The sequence below is a fragment of the Micromonospora sp. NPDC023966 genome (assembly GCF_040639095.1).
Taxonomy (GTDB): domain Bacteria; phylum Actinomycetota; class Actinomycetes; order Mycobacteriales; family Micromonosporaceae; genus Micromonospora.
On record NZ_JBEZZJ010000004.1, the window covers coordinates 266,183 to 283,868 of the forward strand.

The window sequence follows — 17,686 nt, forward strand, 5'->3', positions numbered from 1 at the left end:
CAGGGTTGTTAACCGAGGTCCGCGGCCCGGGCGGCGCGGACCGCCGCGTACGCGTCGACCAGGCCGGCGCCGACCAGGTTCCGGGCGCCGCCGCAGGGCGAGCCGGCCGGCACCCCGGCCGGGGTGGCCGTCTCCGTGAGGATGCGCCGGGTCCGGTCCAGGTCGCCGACCAGCGCGGGGTTGGCCGACCACATCAGCGCCACCACCCCGGCCACCTGCGGGGTCGCCATCGAGGTGCCGTCCAGGGTGGCGTAGCCGCCGCCCGGGAAGGCCGACGGCACCCCGGCGCCGGGCGCGACCAGGTCCGGCTTGCCGGCGCCCCCGGCCGCCGGACCCCGGCTGGAGAACCGGGTGAGCTGGCGCGCCCGGTCGACCGCCCCCACCGTGAGCACGTCCGGGTACGGTGCCGGTGGGTCGGCGATGGAGCCGCAGTACGGGCCGGTGTTGCCGGCGGCGGCCACCACCAGGATGCCGGCCGCGGCCAGCGCGGCGGTCGCCGGACGCAGCGCGCCCCGGTCGCAGCCCTCCACCGGCGGGCAGCCCCACGAGTTGGTCAGCACGTCCGGCGCCCGGTGCGGCCGTCCGTCGGTGAGCGGGTTCCCGCCGGGCGGGAACGGGGCCAGCATGAACTGGAGGCAGTCCAGGTAGCGCGCCGGGCTGCCCAGGTTGCGGTCCAGGTTGACGCAGCCGACCCAGCTCGCGCCGGGGGCCACCCCGATCCCGTTCCGGCCGACCGCGCTGCCCACCGTGTGCGTGCCGTGGCCGCCCCGGTCGGCCGGCGTGCGGCGGTGCTCCCAGGGGTCGTACCAGGAGTCGTCGCCGCCCCGGAAGCCGGCGGCCAGCGCCGGGTGCCGGCCGTCCACCCCGGAGTCCGAGCTGCCGACCACCACGCCGGCCCCGGTCACGCCCAGCTCCGACCAGACCCGGTCCGCGCCGATCAGCGAGACGTTCCAGGTCGGGCCGGTCGGCGCCGGCACGCTGCCCCGGGTCGGAGGCGCCGCCGCGGGCAGCGGGCGCAGCCGCTGGCTGACCAGCACCCGGGCCACCTCCGGGCGGCCGGCCAGCCAGGCCCGGGCCGCCGGCCCGCCGTCCGTCTCGATGGCGTTGACCAGGTAGTACGGCGTCGGGTGCAGGCGCAACCGGGTCAGCGCGCGGCGCAGGTCCCCCTGGGTCCGCTCGGCCGTGGCCACCAGCCGCCGGTAGACCTCGGCCGCCCGCGCGTCCCGGCCGGCCCGACCGGGCGCTCCGGCGGGGATGCCGGTCAGGTCGGCCTGCTCGCGGAGCACCACCAGCAGCCGTTCGCCGTGGAGGCCGGGCTGGCCGGGGACCGCGTAGACCACGACCACGGCGGCGAGCAGGGCCGCGGCGGTCAGCCCGGCCAGCCCGCGCCGGGGCGGGCGGGCGCGGCGCCGGGCGAGCAGCACGCCGTACCCGACGGCGAGCAGGACCGCGACGGCGAACGCGACGCCGGTCGCCACCGCGACCCAGAACGGGACGTCGCGGGTGGTCGCCAGCAGGACGGTGACCTCTTCCGGGTCGGTGAAGGCCAGCGGCCCGACCAGCGCGAGGCCGATCAGCCAGCGCACCGGCGTACGCCCGGCCGGCCGGCCGTCGTGCCGGGCCGCGGCCTCCAGCGCGCCCAGCACGAAGCCGAGCGGCGGCAGGAGGAGCAGCCCCGGCAGCTGTGCCCCGGACTGACCGGCCCCGGCGCCCAGCAACGCCAGGGTCACTCCGGCGACCAGCCCGCCGACCAGCACCAGTCGGGCGGGCCGGGGTGGCGCGCCGACCGCGAACGCCGCCCAGAACGCGGGGCCGAGGAGCACCCCGGCGAGCGCCCCGAGCGCGGCGGCGGCGAGCCCGGCGAGCAGGGTCTCCAGCGCCCCGCCCAGCGCGCCCACCCAGGCCCAGGGCAGCAGGGACGCCAGCCCGGCGGCGATCGCCAGCAGCGTCACCGGCCCGAACCCCCGGCCGTCGGGCCCGACCTCGCCCCGACCACCCCGCGCGCCACCCGAGGCCGCCGCGCCGCCCGAGGCCCGCGGGCCGCCCGCATCCGGCGCGCCACCCGGAGCCGGAGGGGCGGACGCAACCGGCGAGGCGGATCGGCGGCGGGCGAGCCGGTCGAGGGCCAGCGCGCCCAGCGCGGCGGTCGCGGCCAGCGCGGCCAGGTACGCCTCGTGGTGCACGGGCGGCAGCGCCCGGAGCAGGGTCAGCGCGCCGAGCGCGAGCGTGCCGACCAGCCAGGCCCGGCCGGTCGCCCGGATCGCGGGGGAGCGGGGGAGCAGGGCGAGCGCCAGCGTGGGTGCGCCCACCAGCAGCACCGTCACCAGGGCGACCACCGGCCAGACCGCCGGCGTGCGGTCCAGGCCGGCGACCAGCACCAGCTGGTCGACCACCCAGCCGACGAGCTGGCCCGGCACCGCGACCAGCACGGCCCAGACACCGGTGACCGCGGCGGCCACCACCGGCCACGGCCCGGTGTCGCGGTGGGCGGGAGCGGGCGGAGGGACCGGGGCGGTGGGCGGGCCGACCTGCATGGCCCTCACCGTACGGCCCGGCGGGTACCTGCCGCCGAAGTGCGTGGCCGGTTACGGTGGACGGGTGCGCGACCCCAACGTGTCCCGATCCGCGGCCGGTCAGCTCTCCGTCGAGCGCCGCGCCGACGACCTGCGCCGACTCCGCGCCGAGCGGTTCGACGTGCTGGTCATCGGCGGTGGCGTGACCGGAGCGGGCGCCGCGCTCGACGCCGCGTCCCGCGGCCTGAAGGTGGCCCTGGTGGAGGCGCGCGACCTCGCCGCCGGCACCTCGAGCCGGTCCAGCAAGCTGATCCACGGCGGCCTGCGCTACCTGGAGCAGTTGGAGTTCCACCTGGTGCACGAGGCGCTGACCGAGCGCGGGCTGCTCGCCACCCGGCTCGCCCCGCACCTGGTGCGCCCGGTCCCGATCCTGGTCCCGCTCCCCGCCGAGGGCGGGCTGCGCGACCTGCCCCGCCGGTTCTTCCGCCGCTCCTACTACGGCGCCGGGGTGGCCGCCTACGACGCCTTCGCCGGGGTGTTCGGCGGCGGGCGCGGCATGCCGCTGCACCGGCACCTGAGCCGGGAGGGGGCCCGCCGGATCTTCCCGAGCCTGCGCCCGGACAAGCTGGCCGGCGCGATCCGCTACTACGACGGGCAGGTCGACGACGCCCGGCTGGTGACCACCCTCGCCCGCACCGCGGCCAGCCTCGGCGCGACGGTGGTGACCAGCGCCCGGGCGGTCGGCCTGATCCGGCAGGCCCGGGAGGTCACCGGGGTCCGGGTCCGCGACCTGGAGGCCCGCGCCGGCTCGCCGGACGCCGAGTTCGAGGTACGCGCCCGCACCGTGATCGCCGCGACCGGCGTGTGGAGCGACGACATGTCCCGGATGCTCAACGACGTCGGGCTGCGCCCCGGCTTCCGGGTCCGGGCCTCCAAGGGCGTGCACCTGGTGGTGCCCCGCTCGGCGATCACCGGCGAGACCGGGCTGATCCTGCGTACCGCCAGCAGCGTGCTCTTCGTCATCCCGTGGGGCGGTCACTGGATCATCGGCACCACCGACACCGACTGGCGGCTGGACCGGTCCCACCCGGCGGCCACCGCGAAGGACATCGACTACCTGCTGGAGCAGGTCAACATGGTGCTGGACCGCCCGCTCACGACCGACGACATCGAGGGCGTGTACGCCGGGCTGCGCCCGCTGCTGGCCGGTGAGGCGGACTCCACCTCCAAGCTCTCCCGGGAGCACGCGGTCGTCGAGCCGATGCTCGGGCTGCTCCTGGTGGCCGGCGGCAAGTACACGACCTACCGGGTGATGGCCTCGGACGTGGTCGACCGGGCGGTGCACCGGCTTGGCTGGACCCGGCCGTCGCGCACCGCCGACCTGCCGCTGCTCGGCGCCGACGGCTACGCGGCCATGTGGCGGGACCGGGCCGACCTGGCCCGCCGGCACGGGGTGCCGGTCGGGGTGGTCGAGCACCTGCTGGAGCGCTACGGCACGCTCACCCTCGACCTGCTCGCCCTGGTCGACGCCGACCCGCTGCTCGGCTCCCCGCTGGCCGGCGCCCCGGAATACCTGGCCGCCGAGGTGACGTACGCGGCCCGCGCCGAGGGGGCGCTGCACCTGGAGGACGTGCTGACCCGGCGTACCCGGATCTCCATCGAGACCAGCCACCGCGGCCTGGAGTCGGCGGAGCACGCCGCGGAGTTGATGGGCGCGGTGCTGGGCTGGGACGCGGCGACCCGCGCCCGCGAGGTGGCCCACTACCGGGCCCGGGTGGAGGCCGAGCGGCAGTCGCAGCTGATGGCGGACGACGTGGCGGCCGACGCGGCTCGGCTGGGCGCGCCGGACGTGCGCGGCTTCGCGGCGGACCGGGGCACCGACGGCGACAGCGTCGAACTGCCGTCTTCCCGGTGACCGGCGGGTAACGTCGTTCCGGAGGGTACCGGGCTTACCTACGGAAGTGTAGGTTTCCCGGCGTGGTTCGCCCATCCTGGTCGCGCGTCCGTGCTGTGTCCGTCGGCGTCCTGCTGGCGATCGCCCTGAGCGGCTGCTCGCTGTTCGGCCGGGCCGAGGGTGCCACCACACCGGACGGAGCCGGCGCCGTCTCGCCGACCCCCGACGGGCGGCGGGTCTCCCTGGTGCAGCAACTCGGCGCGGACGGCCCGACCCGCAAGCTGGAGGTCGACCCGGCCGGGCGGTGGCAGTGCCGTGACTGCGCGGGCGACGGCGTCGACTCGACCGGGGCGCTCACCCCCGAGCAGACGCAGCGGTTGCAGCAGATGCTCGCCGACCCGGCGCTGGCGAAGGAGACCGACGAGGCCCGGCACTACAAGCAGGGCTGCATCGACGCGCTGACCTCGACGCTGCTGATCCCGCCGGGCCTGACCATCACCATTCAGGACTGCCCGGGCGAGCCGAAGCCGCCGGTGGCCTACCAGGTCCTGCTGCTGATCACCCAGGCCAGCCCCGCCGAGGACAAGGGCTGAGGGGTCAGCACACCTTGCCGGGGTTGAACAGCCCCGCCGGGTCCAGCGCGGCCTTGATCGCCTGGTGCACCCGGACGCCCACCGGCCCGATCTCCCGGGCCAGCCAGTCGCGCTTGAGCAGGCCGACGCCGTGCTCGCCGGTGCAGGTGCCGCCGAGTTCCAGCCCGAGCCGCATGATCTCGTCGAAGGCCCGCCGCCCGCGGGCCAGGCTGGCCGGGTCGGCCCGGTCGACCACGATGTTCGGGTGCATGTTGCCGTCGCCGGCGTGCCCGACCACGCCGATCGGCACCCCGCACTCCTCAGCGATCCGGGCCACCCCGTCGAGCAGCGCCGCCAGCGCGCCGCGCGGGACCGCCACGTCGTCGATGACGAGGCCGCCGTTGCCGCCGGGGAAGGCCTCCGCGGCGAACCTCTCCATGGCCGGGTGGGCCAGCCGCCGGGCCTGGAGCAGCGCGGCGGCCTCGGCGGCGTCGGTGGCCGCGTAGACCTCGTCGGCCCCGGCCGCCGTGCACACCTCGGCCAGCCGGGCCAGGTCGTCGGCCGCCCGGGAGCCGGTGTCCACCGCCGCGAGCAGCAGCGCCTGCGCGTCGGTCCGCAGCCCCATCGGCCGGTACGCCTCGATGGCCCGCAGATGGGTCCGGTCCAGCAGTTCCAGCAGGCTCGGGGTGAGCCCGCGCGCGGCGATCCCGGCGACCGCGGTGCCGGCCGCCGCCGTGGTGGGGAATACCGCGACCAGGGTCAGCGACTCCTCGGGCACCGGGCGCAGCGCCACGGTCACCTCGGTGATCACGCCGAGGGTGCCCTCCGAGCCCACGAAGAGCCGGGTCAGGTCGTAGCCGGCGACGCCCTTGGCGGTGCGCCGGCCGGTGCGCAGCACCTCGCCGGAGGCGAGCACCACCTCCAGCCCCAGCACGTACTCGGTGGTCACGCCGTACTTCACGCAGCACATGCCGCCGGCGTTGGTGGCCACGTTGCCGCCGATGGTGGACGACTCCCAGGAGCCGGGGTCGGGCGGATACCAGAGGCCGTGCTCGCGGACCGCCCCGGCCAGCGTCGCGTTGACCACGCCGGGCTGCACCACGGCGATCCGGCTGACCGGGTCGACCTCCACGATCCGGTCCATGGCGACGGTGCTCAGCACCACCGCGCCGTCCACCGCGTTCGCCGCGCCGGCCAGCCCGGTCCGCGCCCCCTGCGGCACCACGGGTACGCCGTGCCGGCCCGCCGCGCGGACCACCGCCACGACCTGCCCGGTGTCGCGCGGCCGGACCACCACCAGCGGGGTGCCCGCCGCGCACAGGTCGGCCTCGTCCCGCTCGTGCATCGCCAGCAGGTCGGGGTCGGTCAGCACGGCGGCGTCGCCGAGGGCGCTCCGCAGGTCGTCGAGGAGGGGGTGGGCGGCCATGCCGGAAGGCTAGGTCGTGCCGGCGGGGTTGACCAACCGGGCGTACCGTTGGTCGCCATGCTCTACCTGGACCCGCCCACGGTGCCCTCACGGGGGCGGCTCTGGTCGCACCTGATCAGCGACGTCTCGTACGCCGAGCTGCACGCCTTCGCCGAGGCGCTGGGCGTCCCCCGGCGCGGCTTCGACCGGGACCACTACGACCTCCCCGCCGAACGCGTCCCGATGGCCGTCTGGCTGGGCGCCCGGCTCGTGCCCTCCCGCGAGATCGTCCGCCTGCTCCGCGCCGCCGACCTGCGCCGGCCCAAGCCCCGCACCGTCCCCGCTCCCGGCGCTCCGGCCCGGCCGGCACCGCGGGAGCCCGGGATCAGCGCAGGGTCGCGAGTTCTCGGCTGAGGTTGGCGCGGGCGCGCGCCTCCCAGCGGCGGTGCGGCTCGGGGAGCCGGAAGAGGACCGGGAGGGCCAGCAGGTTCGCCAGGACCGCGGCGCGGCCGGCGCGGAACCCCGGGTCGGGGACGTGGGCGTACTCGCGGCGCACGGCGGCCGCGTAGCGGTCGTAGTCGACGGGCGGGGCGGCCAGGATCGCCAGGTCGGCGTCGCAGAGCAGGGCGCCGTCCGGGTCGTCCGGCCCGACCGCGTGGCCCGCGGTGAGCAGCACCAGGCGGCGTACCGCGCGCACCGCGTCCGCCGGCAGCCCGGCGGCGGTGAGCAGGTCCCCGGCCAGCTCGGCGCTGGCCCGCTCGTTGGCGTCGCCGCCGGCCCGGGGGTCGTAGACCGCGTCGTGGCACCACGCCGCAAGCCGGACCAGGTCCGGGCGGCAGGCCGACCCGGCGTGCGCGTCGACCACGTCGAGCACCGCCCGCAGGTGGGCCGGCGTGTGGTAGTGCCGGTGCGGCTCCCGCCAGCCGGCCAGCAGCCGCGCCCCGGCCCGCTCGACGCCGGCCGGGTCGGTCGCCCCCGCCGCCCGGGCCGCGTCCCGCCACCTTTCGATCAGCTCGTCCACGCGGTGCAGTCTGCCCCACCCCGGCAGGTCGGAAGGATTCACCGAGGGCGGGACGGGTAGTCCCGGCCATGGCCGTGGCCCGGGACCGACGACCGCCGTTCCTCCGGCGTACGGCGCTGCGCGAGGGACTGGTCGACGTCGACGGGGCGCGGATCTCCGAGGCCATGGAGCAGCTCCGGCACCGGGGCAAGGCCACCCTGCACGACCGGCTGCACCGGGTGCGTACGGCTCTCGGCCTGGCGCTCCAGGCGGGCCTCGCGGCCGGGCTGGCCTACCTGGTCTCCCACGTGGTGCTGGGCAATCCGCAGCCGGTGTTCGCGCCGATCTCGGCGGTCGGCACCCTGGCCGCCTCGGTCGGCCAGCGGTTCCGCCGGACCGTCGAGCTGATCATCGGGGTGGCGGTCGGGGTCTTCGTCGGTGACCTGCTGATCTACTTCCTCGGCACCGGCGCCTGGCAGCTCGGCCTGGTGGTCACCGCCGCGATCCTGCTCACCGTCTTCGCCGGGGCGAGCGTGGCCATCGTCATCCAGGCGGCGGCCACCGCGGTGCTGATCGTGACGCTCAGCCCGTCCACCCAGAACCTGGAGATACCCCGCTTCGTCGACGCCTTCATCGGCGGCGGCATCGCGCTGCTGGTCACCGCGATCCTGTTGCCGCTCAACCCGCTCCGCGTGATCAACCGGGCGGCCCGGCCGGCGCTGGACCTGCTCGCCGGGCAGCTCGACGGCTGCGCGGAGGCGCTGCGCAACCGGGACCGGGGCGCCGCCCAGCGGGCCTTGTTCCGGCTCCGGGAGAACAAGGAGGAGCTGGCGGCGCTCTCCGAGGCGATCGAGGGGGCCAAGGAGACCATCACCATCTCGCCGGCCCGCTGGCACCGGCGCGACGAGCTGACCCACTACGCCGAGGCGGCGGACCCGATCGACCGGGCGATGCGGAACAGCGGCACGTTGATCCGCCGCTCGGTCACCGTCATCGAGGACGAGGAGCCCATCCCCGATACGATGCCCGACTCGGTCGCCCACCTGGCCGAGTCGGTACGCCTGCTGCGCCACGAGTTCGCCGTCGGGGAGGAGCCGGAGAAGGCCCGGGAGCGGTCGCTGCGCGCGGTCAGCGAGGCGGGCCGGGCGTACGCCGAGGGGGTGGGTTTCTCCGGCAGCGTGGTGATCGCCCAGGTGCGGACCACGGCGAGCGACCTCATGGTGGCCTCGGGCATCGAGCAGGAGGAGGCGAACCGCCTGGTCCGCCAGGCGTTCGGCGACCGGGAGCAGCGCTCCGGCGAGACCACCGAACAGAGCCCCGCCCCCAAACCCCCCACGGCACCCCCGGTGGGCTGACCCCGCCCCCGCCCGATCCAGGTGATCATGAAGTTAACGGCTGTGGAAAGCGCCTTCCAGGGCGCTAACTTCATGATCACCAGGATGAGCCCAGGGCCGAGGTGGACGGCCGGGTCAGGGGAGGGTGGCCAGGGCGGTCAGGAGGGCGTCGACGTCGGCCTGGGTGGTGCCGAGGCCGAGGCTGGCGCGGAGGGCGGTGGCGGGCAGGTCGCGGCGGCCGCTGCGGGTCGCCGCCTCGGTGAGCAGGCGGCGGGCCAGCGGGTGGGCGCAGAACAGGCCGTCCCGGACGCCGATCCGGTGCGCGGTCGCCAGGTGGGCGGCCACCTCGGCGGAGTCGCGGCCGGCGACCACGAAGCTGACGATGCCCACCCGAGGTGTGTCCGGCCCGAACGTGCGCAGCTCCACCACGTCCGGCAGGGCGGCGATGCCGGTCCGGAGCCGGGCCAGCAGCGCCTGCTCACGGGCGTGCAGCGCGTCCCGGTCCGCGGCGGCCAGCGCCGCGCAGACCGCCGCCAGGGCCACGGCGCCGAGCAGGTTCGGGGTGCCCCCCTCGTGCCGGGCCGGGCCGGTGGCCCAGCGCACCTCGTGGGTGGCCGCCCCGACGTGGCTGGTGGCTCCGCCGCCGGCCAGGTACGGCGGGGCCGCGTCCAGCCAGTCCGCCCGCCCGACCAGCACGCCCGCGCCGAACGGGGCGTACAGCTTGTGGCCGGAGAGGGCCACGTAGTCGACGTCCAGCGCGGCCAGGTCCACCGGGGCGTGCGGGGCGAGCTGGGCGGCGTCGACCAGGATCCGGGCGCCGTGCCGGCGCGCCACCCGGGCCAGCTCGGCCACCGGCCAGCGCTCCCCGGTCACGTTGCTCGCACCGGTCACCGCCACCAGCACCGGCAGCCCGGGCCGGGCGTCGCGGGACAGCTCGCCGAGCGCGGCGTCCAGGGAACGGACCGCCCCGCCCGGGCCGTCCGGCACCGGCAGCCGCACCGAACCCCGCGGCCAGGGGAGCAGGTTGGCGTGGTGCTCGCCGGCGAAGGTGACCACCGTGGTGCCGGCGGGCAGCGCCCGGGCCAGCAGGTTCAACGCGTCGGTGGTGTTCCGGGTGAAGATCACGTGGTCGTCGGGGCGGGCGCCCAGGAAGTCGGCGACGGTCTGCCGGGCCCGCTCGTAGGCCAGCGTGCAGCGCCGCGACAGCGCGCCGGCGCCGCGGTGCACGCTCGCGTACCAGGGCAGGAGCTCGGCCACCGCGTCGGCCGCCGCCCGCGCGCACGGCGCGCTGGCCGCGTGGTCCAGGTTGATCTCCCCCGGTACGCCGAGCACGCCGAGCGGGTCGGGCGCGCTCGGGATGGGCAGGGTGGGCAGCGAGGGTGCGAGGGTGACGGTCATGCCGGAGCCTCCCGGGTCCAGGGGACCCCGGGTGTGGCCACCGGGACGGGGTCCGCGCTTGCCCAGCACGCGGTTCGGGCTGGGCCCGGTCATCACCCGGGGCACCCCACCGCGAACTCGACGAGGGTTGCCGGCCAGCAAGCCGGGGCTTCGCGCTGGCACTCGTGACCTGTCCGGGAGCATAGCGGCCGCGATGCGACCCGACCAGTGGGTCGCGGATGACTACGCTGACGGCATGGCCGTCACCCCGCCCGGCGGAGCCCTGCCGCCGCCGCCGACCGCGCCCGCCGTCCCGCCGGGGTCGCCGACCCCCCGGATGCCGCTGCGCCGGCTCGGCTGGCGGCGGTTCCTGGCGCTGGCCGGGGTGGTGCTGCTGATCGCCGCCGGCGCGGTCTTCATGGTGTTCACCCTGGGCGAGAGCTTGGGCGCGGAGGCGCTGCTGGTCGGCGTGATCGCGGCGATCCTGCCGGTGCCGGTGCTGGTCTCCTGCTTCCTCTGGCTCGACCGCTACGAGCCCGAGCCGCTGAAGTATCTGATCTTCTGCTTCGCCTGGGGCGCGTTCGTCTCCACCGCCATCTCGCTGCTGGTCAACGAGACCGGCGCCCGGCTGTTCGACAACCTGGGGCTGCCCGCGGCGCTGACCGCCGTGCTGGTCGCCCCGTTCATCGAGGAGCTGACCAAGGCCGCCGGCCCGATCCTGCTGCTGATCTTCCGCCGCCGGGAGTTCTCCGGGGTCACCGACGGCCTGGTCTACTGCGGGCTCTCCGCCGTCGGCTTCGCCATGGTGGAGAACATCCTCTACCTGGGCGGATACGGCTACCGCACCGGCGTCGAGGAGTACGGCCCGGCCACCGGCGCGCGCCAGGTGATCGCCATCTTCATCGTGCGGATCCTGCTCTTCGGGTTCGCCCACCCGCTGTTCACCTCGATGACCGGTGTCGGGCTCGGGGTCGCGGCGCGTACCGCCGACCGGCGGGTGCGCTTCCTCGCCCCGATCGCCGGCCTGCTGGTGGCCATGATGCTGCACGGCACCTGGAACCTGCTGCCCTCGCTCGCCGCCGCCACCGGGCAGCCGCTGATCGCGCTCTACGGCTACCTCGGCGTGATGGTGCCGATCTTCTTCGGCATGGTCGGGCTGGCCATCTGGCTGCGCGCCTGGGAGGGGCGGCTCACCGAGCGCACCCTGCCGGACTACGTCCGGGCCGGCTGGCTCACCCCGCCCGAGGTGGCCGCGCTGGGCAGCCTCGGCCGGCGGCACGCCGCCCGGACCTGGGCCCGGCGGGTGGCCGGCGACGGTGGGGTGAAGGCGATGCGCGGCTACCAGTTCGCGGCCACCCGGCTGGCGCTGCTGCGTGACGGGATGCGCCGGGGGCTGGACCGCAAGCCCGCCGAGCGGGACCGGACGGCGCGGGAGGAACGGGAGCTGCTGGAGGCGATCGGGGCGTACCGGGCGTTCTTCGTGGGCCGTGACCCGCAGGCGCCGGTCGGGGTCTGGGACGGGCAGCGCTACCACCTGCGCTTCCCGGACGGGTCGCGGCGCGCGGTCGAGGCCCCGGACGAGCCGGTGGTGCCGATCCCGGTGGTGCTGGCCCCGCCGCCGGCCTTCCCGGCCGGCTACGGCCCGCAGGGCTGGCCCGGCCCGCGCCCGGCCGCCCCCTGGCACCCGCACGCCTGACCGGACCGCCCCGGGTGCCGGCGGCTCAGGTCATCAGGCCGGTGAGGAAGTCGCCGAGGCCCTGGGCGATGGCCATGAGGGCTGCCCCGATCCCCTTGAACAGCTGCGCCGCGCCGTCGGGCCGGAACGCCATGTAGTAGACCAGGAACGCGAGGAATCCCCAGGCAAGTATCTTCTTGATGACTACCGGCATGATCCCTCCCCAGGGCGCTGTCGTGCCTGGGGCTTCCCGCCGGGCAGCGGCGCAAACGGCACCCGCGAGGCGGGGACGCCTAGAGATAGAGGCCGGTCGAGCCGGTCGGCTCCTTATCCACCCGCTCGGCCGCCACGGCGTGCACGTCCCGCTCGCGCAGCAGGACGTACGCCCGGCCGTGCAACTCGACCTCGGAGCGGTCGTCGGGGTCGAAGAGCACCCGGTCGCCGGAGACGATGGAGCGGACGTGCGGCCCGACGCCGACGGCGGTGGCCCAGGCCAGCCGCTTGCCGACCGCCGCGGTGGCCGGAATGACGATGCCGGCGGTGGAACGGCGTTCCCCCTCGCCGTTCTCGGTACGCACCAGCACACGGTCATGCAGCAGCCGGATCGGCAGCCCGGCGTCGAGGTTCTGGTCGGCGTTCACGCGAAGACGCTACCGCGTGCCCGGCGGTCGATCCCGGCGTGGTTGGGCGGAGCGGCAGGGGGCAATGTGTGGCGGAGTCGCCCTAGGGTGGGGCGGACGGACGTATCCTGTCCACCCTGTGTCCGTGGGCGGACCAAGTTTGCGGGAGGTGCGCTTGAGCCGCTTCGAGCGGATGCGTGGACGGCTCCGTCGCGCGTACGAGTCCGGCCGCGAGTCGGCGCGGGCCCGGCGGACCGAGCCGGACCGGTCGGCGGAGGAGCCGGACGTGGCCTCGCCCTCCTCGCCGAGCCCGGCGGCGCCTCCGGCGGCGACGGTGGTGGGCGCGGAGCCCCCGCCCCCCGTGCACTCCTCGACCACCAGCCTGGACGACGTGGAGGTGCCGCACGCGCTGCGGATCGCGGCGGCCTGGTGCTGGCGGCTCATCGTGGTCGGCATCGTCACCTGGTCGCTGCTCAAGATCGTCGGCACCGTCCGCATCGTGATCATCCCGCTGGCGGTCGCGCTGCTGCTCTCCGCGCTGCTCGCCCCGGCGGTCGGCTGGCTGCTCAGGGCCCGCCTGCCCCGGTCGCTGGCGACCGGCGTGGTGCTGGTCGGCGGCCTGGCCGCGGTGGTCGGCACGCTGACCCTGGTGGTGAACGAGTTCATCCAGGGTGTGCCGGAGCTGAGTGAGAAGTCGTCCCAGGGCGTCCGGCAGATCCAGGACTGGCTCAAGACCGGCCCGCTGCACCTCTCCGACGGCCAGCTCAACCGCTATATCGACGAGGCGCAGAGCTGGATCAACGGCAACACGGAGAAGTTCACCAGCGGGGCGCTCAACACCGCGGCCACCCTGGCCGAGGTGCTCACCGGCACCGTCCTGGTGCTCTTCGCGACCTTCTTCTTCCTCCGGGACGGCGCCAAGATCTGGCGGTTCCTGGTCCGGCTGCTGCCGGTGAAGGCCCGCTGGAAGGTGGACGACGCCGGCCGCGCCTCCTGGGCGACGCTCGGCGCCTACGTCCGGGCCACCGTGCTGGTCGCCTTCATCGACGCCGTGGGCATCGGCATCTTCCTGGTCATCTTCGACATCCCGTTCGCGTTCCCGCTGGCCGCGCTGGTCTTCCTGGGCGCGTTCATCCCGATCGTCGGCGCGGCGCTGTCCGGCGTGGTGGCCGTGCTGGTGGCGCTGGTCGACAGCGGCGCGGTGACCGCGCTGATCATCCTGGGCGCGGTGATCGGCGTGCAGCAGGTCGAGGGGCACGTGCTCCAGCCACTGATCATGGGCCGGGCGGTGGCCATCCACCCGCTCGCCGTGATCATCGGGATCGCCGCCGGCGTGGTGCTGGCCGGCATCGCGGGCGCGCTGGTCGCGGTGCCGCTGATCGCCGTGCTCAACACCGCGGTCCGCCGGCTCGCCGCGCGGACCGTGCCGGACACCCCACCCGACGCCGTGGTGGTCGCCTCCCACGCGCCCTGACCCGCGCCCCGAAGGCCCGCTCACCCGACGCCCGCGTCGCCCCTGCTCGGGGAGGCGCGGGCGTCAGCTCTTGCCGAGCCGCTCCAGTGCGCCCCGGGCCACGTCGGGCCGGGTCGTGTACCAGAACGGGGGCAGCGAGCGGCGCAGGAACGGGCCGTAGCCGCGGGCGGTCTCCAGCCGGGAGTCGAGCACCGCCACCACGCCCCGGTCGCCGGTGGCCCGGATCAGCCGGCCGACCCCCTGGGCCAGCCGGACCGCCGCGATCGGCACGCTCACGGCCGCGAAGCCGGAGCCGCCGCCGGCGTCGACCGCCGCCGCCCTGGCCGCGGCGAGCGGCTCGTCGGGCCGGGGGAAGGGCAGCCGGTCGATCACCACGAGCTGGCAGGCATCGCCCGGCACGTCCACCCCCTGCCAGAGCGACATCACCCCGAACAGGCAGCTCTCCCGCTCCTCACGGAACCGGCGGACCAGCAGCGGCAGCGCCTCCTCGCCCTGGAGCAGCACCGGCAGGTCGGTCCGCGCCCGGAGCAGCTCCGCGGCCTGCTGCGCGGCCCGACGGGAGGAGAAGAGCCCGAGGGTACGCCCACCGAGCGCCCCGACCAGCGCCAGCAACTCCTCGCCCGCGGCCTCGGGCAGCCCGGAGACGCTGGGCCGGGGCAGGTGCGCGGCGACGTACAGGATGCCCTGCCGGGCGTAGTCGAAGGGCGAGCCCACGTCGAGCGACGTCCAGCCCGGCCCCTCGGTGGCCGGTACGGTGCCGGTCGCCGCCCGGCTGCCGTCGGTGCTCGCCACCGGGGATGTGGTGCCGGCGCGGCCGGCGGCGGCCGTGGCGGCCAGCGCGGCCGCCGCGGGGGAGGGCGGGGCGGGCGGCGGCGCGTCCAGCCCCAGCGCCCGGGCCACCGTGTCGAACCGGCCGCCCAGGGCCAGGGTGGCCGAGGTGGCGACCACGGTGCGCTCGTCGTAGAGGTGGGTGGCGAGGGTGCCGGCGACCGAGAGCGGCGCCACCACCAGCGCCCGGCGGCTGCCGTTCTCCGGTTTCTCCACCCAGGCCACGTCGTGGTCGGCCTCCTCCAGCAGCCGCTGCGCGGTGGTGGAGAGCTCGTCCAGCGCGGCCTTGGCCTGCTGCTTGCGCACCGGGTCCGGGTCGTCGGCCTTGATGTCGCCGATCGCCTCCAGGGCGGCCCGGGTGGCGCCGTCGAGCAGGGTGCACGCCTCGCGCAGCGCGGGCGGCAGGCCGGCGGTGAGCCGCCCGGCCGGCGCCTCGGCCAGCCCCACGGCGAGCGCGTCGCCGGCCTCGGTGAGCCGTTCGGCCACCTCGGGGCGGAGCAGCGGCCGGGCCCGGCGGGTGGACCGGTCGATCAGCTGGGGCTCCAGCTCGGCCTGGGCCGCCGAGGAGACCCGGTCGGCCAGCTCGTGCGCCTCGTCCACCACGAGCAGCTTGTGCGGCGGCACGATGTGCCGGCCGGCGAGCATGTCGACGGCGAGGAGGCTGTGGTTGGTCACCACGATGTCCGCCTCGCGGGCCCGGGCCCGGGAGGCCTCGGCGAAGCACTCCTGGCCGAACGGGCAGCGGGTGGCGCCGACGCACTCCCGGGCCGGCATCGAGACGCTCCGCCAGACCTGGTCGTCCACGCCCGGGTCCAGCTCGTCCCGGTCGCCGGTGGCGGTCTCCTCCGCCCAGTCACGCAGCCGCTGCATCTGCTTGCCGAGCCGGCCCGCCTCGCCGAGCCACTTGGTGGCGCCGGGGCGCGGCGCGTCGAAGAGGGTGTCCTCCGGCTCCGCCTCGACCGAGCTGTCCAGCCGGGCCAGGCAGAGGTAGTGGTGCCGCCCCTTGAGCACGGCGAAGGTGGGGCGCCGGCCGAGCACCGGCTCGACCGCGTCGGCCAGCCGGGGCAGGTCGTGGTCGACCAGCTGGGACTGCAACGCCAGGGTGGCGGTGGAGACCACCACCGGGCCGTCCACGGTCAGCGCCGGGGCCAGGTAGGCCAGCGACTTGCCGGTGCCGGTGCCGGCCTGCACCAGCAGATGCTCGCCGGAGGTGATGCTCCGCTCGATCGCCTCGGCCATCTGCTGCTGGCCGGGGCGGGCCGCGCCGCCCGGGACCGCGCCGACCGCGGCGGCCAGCAGCTCGCCCCCGCCGGGCCGGCCGCCCCGGCGCTTCTTGGGAACGGCGGGGCCGGTGGCGGTGCGGGGCGGGGTCACCGTGCGACCGTACCCGCCGGCGCCGACAGGGGGTGGGTCGCTCCGCCCGCGTGGCGTGGCCGGCAGGTCGCGTCCGGTTACCTGCCGATCGCGTCGCGTGGCCGGAATCGGTTAGGGTGCCAGTCATGCCGAGCGACGTGGTCCGCGTGATCTACCGCAAGTACGACGGCAGCGCCCACCGCGACTACCCGGCCCGCCGGCTCGCCGAGGACGACCTCGGTGTCTGGCTCGGCGTGCCGGCCGGCACCGAGTCGGTCTACCACGGCCGGCCCTCCGTGGAGCGGATCCCGTTCGTCCTGCTGGTGCCCCGGCACGCCTGGTGGACCGGCATGTTCAACCCGCCCCCGCGCACCAGTGAGGTCTACTGCGACATCACCACCCCGGCGAGCTGGGAGGGCGAGGAGACGGTCCACCTGGTCGACCTCGACCTCGATGTGGTGCGCCGCCGGGCGACCGGCGTGGTCGAGCTGCGCGACGAGGACGAGTTCGCCGAGCACCGGGCGCGCTGGGGTTACCCCGCCGACGTGGTGACCGAGGCCGAGGCCGCCGCGCGCTGGCTGCTCGGTGCGCTCGACGACGGCACCGAGCCGTTCGCCACCTCGTACCGGAAGTGGCTGGCCCTGGTCGTCTGAGCCGGCCTCAGAGGCGCGGCGGCCAGTCCTCGTCGGCCCTGACCCCGGGGAGGTCGGCCACCTTCTCCGGGTTGAGCTGGTTGAAGACGCCGGTGATCAGGCCCTCGTGCACGGCGAACGAGGTGACCATCCGCAGCGGCCGCCCGTCGCGGAACACCGTCTCCGCCTGCCAGCCCAGCGCGCCGTCGACCAGCACCGGCCGGGCGTGCAGGGGCCCGCCCCAGCGAGCGGCCTGGCCGAAGAGACCGAGGATGAAGCGGCCCGCCAGGTCGGCGCCGACCACCGGCCGGCGGGCGGCCGGGAAGTGCCCACCGCTGTCGCCGATCACCACCACGTCGGGGGCCAGCACCTCGACCAGCCGGTCCAGCTCCCCGGACTCGACCGCCGCCACGAACGCGCTGAGCACCTTGTGCTGCTCGGCCAGGTCGGCGGTGTGCCGGGGGACGTCCGGCGCGGTGACCGCGCGGCGGCCCCGGGAGGCGAGCTGCCGGGCGGCCGCCGGGGTGGTGCCGAGCACCTCGGCGACCGTGCCGAACGGCACGGCGAAGACGTCGTGCAGCACGAACGCCACCCGCTGCTCGGGGGTCAGCCGCTCCAGCACCACCAGCAGCGCGGTGCCGAGCTGGTCGGCCCGGACCGCCCGCTCGGCCGGGTCGGGGGCGAACCCGTCCGCGGTCGGCGCCGCGCTCACCACCGGCTCCGGCAGCCACTGACCGGGGTACGCCTCCCGGCGCACCCGGGCGGAGCGGAGCACGTCCAGGCAGATCCGCGAGCAGGTGGTGGTGAGCCAGCCGCGCAGGTCGCGGACCTGCTCCCGGGCGGCCGGGTCGGCGAGCGCGCCCGCGTAGCGCAGCCAGGTCTCCTGGACCGCGTCCTCGGCCTCGCTCCGGCTGCCCAGCATCCGCTGCGCCACCGCCAGCAGGTGCCCGCGTTCCGCCTCGAACTCCGCCGCCCGCTCCTGCACGTGCCGCCCCCTCCGCCGGAACCC

General features: G+C 76.3%; 15 protein-coding genes and 1 riboswitch. Of the genes, 7 read left to right on the forward strand and 8 right to left on the reverse strand.

Features of this window, described 5'->3' with window-relative positions; translation table 11 throughout:
* Positions 1 to 8: 8 nt before the first annotated feature.
* A complete protein-coding gene (locus AB0F68_RS09555) occupies positions 9 to 2,534 on the reverse strand; it encodes a S8 family serine peptidase (RefSeq protein WP_357334375.1) in 2,526 nt (841 codons plus the stop codon).
* Between AB0F68_RS09555 and AB0F68_RS09560 the strand changes: the two genes are divergently transcribed.
* The gene (locus tag AB0F68_RS09560; protein WP_357334378.1) at positions 2,533 to 4,428 is read left to right on the forward strand and encodes a glycerol-3-phosphate dehydrogenase/oxidase; all 1,896 of its coding nucleotides are present in this window, start codon (positions 2,533 to 2,535) and stop codon (positions 4,426 to 4,428) included. The two genes, AB0F68_RS09555 and AB0F68_RS09560, sit on opposite strands and share 2 nt — an antisense overlap.
* Positions 4,429 to 4,523: 95 nt before the next feature.
* Positions 4,524 to 5,000, forward strand: a complete 477-nt coding sequence (locus AB0F68_RS09565) for a hypothetical protein (protein ID WP_357334380.1) — start codon at positions 4,524 to 4,526, stop codon at positions 4,998 to 5,000.
* A gap of 4 nt (positions 5,001 to 5,004) precedes the next feature.
* Here AB0F68_RS09565 and AB0F68_RS09570 read toward each other — a convergent pair whose 3' ends face one another.
* Positions 5,005 to 6,405, reverse strand: coding sequence for an FAD-linked oxidase C-terminal domain-containing protein (locus AB0F68_RS09570; protein ID WP_357334383.1), 1,401 nt, complete (start codon positions 6,403 to 6,405; stop codon positions 5,005 to 5,007).
* Positions 6,406 to 6,462: 57 nt separating this feature from the next.
* Here AB0F68_RS09570 and AB0F68_RS09575 point away from each other — a divergent pair, with 57 nt between their 5' ends.
* A complete protein-coding gene (locus AB0F68_RS09575; protein WP_357334385.1) occupies positions 6,463 to 6,798 on the forward strand; it encodes a DUF4031 domain-containing protein in 336 nt (111 codons plus the stop codon).
* Here AB0F68_RS09575 and AB0F68_RS09580 read toward each other — a convergent pair.
* A complete protein-coding gene (locus AB0F68_RS09580) occupies positions 6,770 to 7,405 on the reverse strand; it encodes a metal-dependent phosphohydrolase (RefSeq protein WP_357334388.1) in 636 nt (211 codons plus the stop codon). The genes AB0F68_RS09575 and AB0F68_RS09580 overlap by 29 nt on opposite strands.
* A gap of 74 nt (positions 7,406 to 7,479) precedes the next feature.
* Here AB0F68_RS09580 and AB0F68_RS09585 point away from each other — a divergent pair, with 74 nt between their 5' ends.
* Positions 7,480 to 8,739, forward strand: coding sequence for an FUSC family protein (locus AB0F68_RS09585; protein ID WP_357334747.1), 1,260 nt, complete (start codon positions 7,480 to 7,482; stop codon positions 8,737 to 8,739).
* A 114-nt stretch (positions 8,740 to 8,853) separates the two neighbouring features.
* On the opposite strand, the gene AB0F68_RS09590 is transcribed toward AB0F68_RS09585, so the two are convergent.
* The gene (locus tag AB0F68_RS09590; protein WP_357334390.1) at positions 8,854 to 10,116 is read right to left on the reverse strand and encodes an aminotransferase class V-fold PLP-dependent enzyme; all 1,263 of its coding nucleotides are present in this window, start codon (positions 10,114 to 10,116) and stop codon (positions 8,854 to 8,856) included.
* Positions 10,117 to 10,165: 49 nt separating this feature from the next.
* Positions 10,166 to 10,286: riboswitch (SAM riboswitch) on the reverse strand.
* A gap of 23 nt (positions 10,287 to 10,309) precedes the next feature.
* Between AB0F68_RS09590 and AB0F68_RS09595 the strand changes: the two genes are divergently transcribed.
* Positions 10,310 to 11,791 carry a PrsW family intramembrane metalloprotease gene (locus tag AB0F68_RS09595; protein ID WP_357334393.1) on the forward strand — a complete coding sequence of 494 codons (1,482 nt, stop codon included), beginning with the start codon at positions 10,310 to 10,312 and terminating at the stop codon, positions 11,789 to 11,791.
* A 25-nt stretch (positions 11,792 to 11,816) separates the two neighbouring features.
* On the opposite strand, the gene AB0F68_RS09600 is transcribed toward AB0F68_RS09595, so the two are convergent.
* Both AB0F68_RS09600 and AB0F68_RS09605 read right to left on the reverse strand, forming a co-directional pair.
* A complete protein-coding gene (locus AB0F68_RS09600; protein ID WP_357334396.1) occupies positions 11,817 to 11,984 on the reverse strand; it encodes a hypothetical protein in 168 nt (55 codons plus the stop codon).
* Positions 11,985 to 12,063: 79 nt separating this feature from the next.
* Entirely contained in the window at positions 12,064 to 12,411 is a 348-nt protein-coding gene (locus AB0F68_RS09605) for a co-chaperone GroES (protein ID WP_357334398.1), read from the reverse strand.
* A gap of 172 nt (positions 12,412 to 12,583) precedes the next feature.
* On the opposite strand from AB0F68_RS09605, the gene AB0F68_RS09610 reads away from it, so the two are divergent.
* Complete coding sequence (locus AB0F68_RS09610; RefSeq protein WP_357334753.1) at positions 12,584 to 13,864, forward strand: AI-2E family transporter; 1,281 nt, start codon at positions 12,584 to 12,586, stop codon at positions 13,862 to 13,864.
* A gap of 63 nt (positions 13,865 to 13,927) precedes the next feature.
* Here the strand turns inward: AB0F68_RS09610 and AB0F68_RS09615 are convergent, their stop codons facing one another.
* Positions 13,928 to 16,066, reverse strand: coding sequence for an ATP-dependent DNA helicase (locus tag AB0F68_RS09615; protein ID WP_357334401.1), 2,139 nt, complete (start codon positions 16,064 to 16,066; stop codon positions 13,928 to 13,930).
* A gap of 125 nt (positions 16,067 to 16,191) precedes the next feature.
* Between AB0F68_RS09615 and AB0F68_RS09620 the strand changes: the two genes are divergently transcribed.
* Positions 16,192 to 16,698, forward strand: coding sequence for a DUF402 domain-containing protein (locus AB0F68_RS09620; protein ID WP_357334404.1), 507 nt, complete (start codon positions 16,192 to 16,194; stop codon positions 16,696 to 16,698).
* A gap of 7 nt (positions 16,699 to 16,705) precedes the next feature.
* Here the strand turns inward: AB0F68_RS09620 and sigJ are convergent, their stop codons facing one another.
* Positions 16,706 to 17,662, reverse strand: coding sequence for an RNA polymerase sigma factor SigJ (sigJ, locus tag AB0F68_RS09625; RefSeq protein WP_357334406.1), 957 nt, complete (start codon positions 17,660 to 17,662; stop codon positions 16,706 to 16,708).
* Between the last annotated feature and the right edge of the window lie 24 nt (positions 17,663 to 17,686).

Excerpts from the sequence above, each read along its gene's own strand:
- AB0F68_RS09610 (WP_357334753.1), top strand. The coding sequence starts at position 12,584 with ATGCGTGGACGGCTCCGTCGCGCGTACGAGTCCGGCCGCGAGTCGGCG.
- AB0F68_RS09620 (WP_357334404.1), top strand. The coding sequence starts at position 16,192 with ATGCCGAGCGACGTGGTCCGCGTGATCTACCGCAAGTACGACGGCAGC.
- AB0F68_RS09595 (WP_357334393.1), top strand. The coding sequence starts at position 10,310 with ATGCGACCCGACCAGTGGGTCGCGGATGACTACGCTGACGGCATGGCC.
- AB0F68_RS09560 (WP_357334378.1), top strand. The coding sequence starts at position 2,533 with ATGGCCCTCACCGTACGGCCCGGCGGGTACCTGCCGCCGAAGTGCGTG.
- AB0F68_RS09600 (WP_357334396.1), bottom strand. The coding sequence starts at position 11,984 with ATGCCGGTAGTCATCAAGAAGATACTTGCCTGGGGATTCCTCGCGTTC.
- AB0F68_RS09575 (WP_357334385.1), top strand. The coding sequence starts at position 6,463 with ATGCTCTACCTGGACCCGCCCACGGTGCCCTCACGGGGGCGGCTCTGG.
- AB0F68_RS09555 (WP_357334375.1), bottom strand. The coding sequence starts at position 2,534 with ATGCAGGTCGGCCCGCCCACCGCCCCGGTCCCTCCGCCCGCTCCCGCC.
- AB0F68_RS09590 (WP_357334390.1), bottom strand. The coding sequence starts at position 10,116 with ATGACCGTCACCCTCGCACCCTCGCTGCCCACCCTGCCCATCCCGAGC.
- AB0F68_RS09570 (WP_357334383.1), bottom strand. The coding sequence starts at position 6,405 with ATGGCCGCCCACCCCCTCCTCGACGACCTGCGGAGCGCCCTCGGCGAC.